The 2,902-nt window shown below is 50.4% G+C and carries 1 protein-coding gene; it reads left to right on the top strand.

From position 1 onward, the window contains the following. Nucleotides 1–94: 94 nt before the first annotated feature. On the top strand, nucleotides 95–2,902 hold a 2,808-nt coding region (locus IBX50_RS19310; RefSeq protein WP_292258026.1), incomplete at its 3' end, for a hypothetical protein.

Below are 2,902 nucleotides of genomic sequence, written 5' to 3'. Positions count from 1 at the left end.
GAATAGTGAGTTGGAACATAAAGCAGCAGGGCCAGTGAAAGGCTTGCTGGCAGAGCTGCGCCAGCAAATTAATCGTCGATAAAAAGGATCAATAATGACCCAGCGTGAGCACCAAAGCCTTGTACAACAGGGAGCAAGTCAACTGCTTGATACCCAAGACCCAGCCTTTAGTTGGGATCAGCCTTTACTGGAACCACAGCAGTTTAAGCCTCTGCTGGCTGCCGAAGAAATCGATTATCGTTTTTTTCGTGTAACAGAAATCAGTCAGGACAAAGCAGAAGGTTATCGTTTGGCGATGGCGAATGTCCTATCCATTTTAAACGACAGTCAGGCAGCTCTGGCTTATTTACTAAATGGTACGCCAAGCGGGTTAGAGCTTTACGTGGGTGTTGTGGAGCGAGGTAGAGGCCGCCGCGCACATGAAGCTAGCCGCCAATTAAAAGGTGCGCTTGAGGGTAACTTCCCAGGCGTACAGTTAAAAGAAGTTAAGCAGGATGATGAAGCATTTAACCAGCTTTTCCGTACCAGCCAGCATCTGGGCTTAGTGCAGGGTGTTCCGTCTTTCAATGAACAGGCCCAAACTCCAGAGCAGCAGGATTTTCAAGGTATCGAACGCCTAGCCAACTCCTTGCAGGGCGAACACTGGCAACTGCTGGTGGTTGCTGAACCTGGGCAGGATGCAGAAATACGCGATCTTCTGAATCAGGTGTATGAACTGTCTACCGAGCTATCCGTTCACGCCAAACAAACCGTGCAGCAATCCGAAAGCCAAGGCACCCAGCAAAGTGAAACGCATGGCACCAGCCAAGGCACCAATACAGGTTGGTCTAATTCGGCAAATGAAAGCCTAACCAAGGGTGAAAACACAGGTGATAGCCGTACCAAAAATCTTGGCACCAGTACCAGCAAGAGTTCAAACAAGGGGAGCAATTCAGAAACATCATCTTCCGGCACCAACGAAAGTCGTTCAACCAACTCAGGCACTTCAGAATCTATCAGCACAGGTAAGAGCACCAGCCGTAGCGAAGGCTTAACTGTCAGTCGTTCGGGCGGTGAAAACACCGGAAAAAACCAATCCACTACCGCTGGTATTAACGAGAACAAAAGCCTGGCACTAACCCGCGAGCGCATCAATAAAAGCATTGAAGAAATGCAGAAGCACCTGAGTGAAACCCTGGTGGAGCGCCTTCGCCTTGGTTTGAGCAAAGGTATGTTCAAAACAGCTATATATTTGAGTGCCGAAAACCAGCAAACCTTCACGGTACTGGCGCAAAGTGTACGCTCTATATTTCAAGGTAATCAGGCATCGGCTACCCCTCTTGTTGTGCATAAACTACCTGAAGCTACGCACGAGTTAGCAGATGTGCTGCAACTGCGGCAACAGCTTTTGACACAACAGAATCCGATTAAAAACTTGTTGGCACACAGCCTGCCTTTTAATACTGGCAACCAGACGTTACAAGCCGCCACTTGGCTGAATACCCGTGAACTAGCCCTGTTCACTGGCCTGCCCAGCCGCGAACTGCCTGGTGTTCGTATTCGCCAGAGCGTTGATTTTGCCGTAAATACCCCAACCGTTTTAGAAAACAGCCTCCATTTGGGGCATCTGGTACAGCATGGTCGCCTGCTGGAATACAGCCCCTTGGCACTGGCGATTCGCGACCTGAATAAGCACGTTTTTATTACCGGCGTTACCGGCTCTGGCAAAACCACCACCTGTATGCGTTTACTGGAAGCCTCCGAGCTGCCGTTTATGGTGATCGAACCCGCCAAAACCGAGTACCGTGCACTCTATGCGCGTGGGCAAGAGGTGGATTATTACCTGCCGGGACGTGAGGACATCACCCCCTTTCGCCTCAACCCCTTCGAGCTGGTGAATGAACGTCAGAATCTAGCTGGGCATATCAGCATTCTCACCGCCACTCTAACCACGGTTTACCCGATGGAAGCCGCCATGCCGCAACTGGTCGAGGAGGCCATTATTCAGGCTTATTCAGAATACGGCTGGGATTTACACAGCGGCAAAAACTTCTTTTATGACGACCCTTGGGCCAATGAGGTGCAAGGTGCTTGCTGGCCAACTTTCAGCGATATGATCAAGCAACTTGATGGACTGATTGAGTCCAAGGGCATGGGTAAGGAGTTCGAAGAAAAATACCGAGGTTCACTGGTAGCGCGGTTAACTAACCTGACGCTGGGTGTGAAAGGCCAGATGCTGAATACCCGTCGCTCACTGGATTTTAATAGCCTGCTGGATCGCAAAGTGGTCATCGAACTGGAAGAGTTAAAAAGCGAGCAGGATAAGGCGTTGCTGATGGGGTTGATCATCACCCGCCTGGCCGAGTGCATGAAAGAACGCCACCGCCGGGATGCTAACTTCCAACATTTAACTCTGATTGAAGAAGCTCACCGCCTGCTGACCCGCCCGGAACCAGGTGAATCCGATGCGCGTAAAATGGGCGTGGAAATGTTCGCCAACTTGCTGGCTGAAGTCCGCAAATATGGTGAAGGGCTGATTATTGCGGATCAAATACCCAACAAGCTGATTCCTGATGTCATCAAAAACACCCACACCAAAATTGTGCATCGCCTGTTTGCTGCTGATGACCGCAACACCATTGGTGATGCAATGAGCATGAGTGATGAGCAAAAAGAGTTTTTGCCCCTACTGCAAACCGGTGAAACCATTGTTTATTGCGGTGGTTGGCACGGCTCGGTGCGTGCTCAGATTGAAGAGCTGACCCAAACCGATGCCACCAGCCTGCCCGAAGAAAAACTCAAAGAAAAAGGCCAGCAACAGCTATGGCAACAGCGACAGTGGTTATATCCACATTTAAGCCAGGCCGATGGAGTGGACTCGCCAGAAATCTTGGCAGCGCTAACCCAAAGCGGAACGCGCTTG

The sequence above is a fragment of the Marinospirillum sp. genome, from assembly GCF_014859565.1.
The sequence above is the reverse complement of the archived record's forward strand: the minus strand, read 5'-3'. Positions and strand labels throughout refer to the sequence as shown.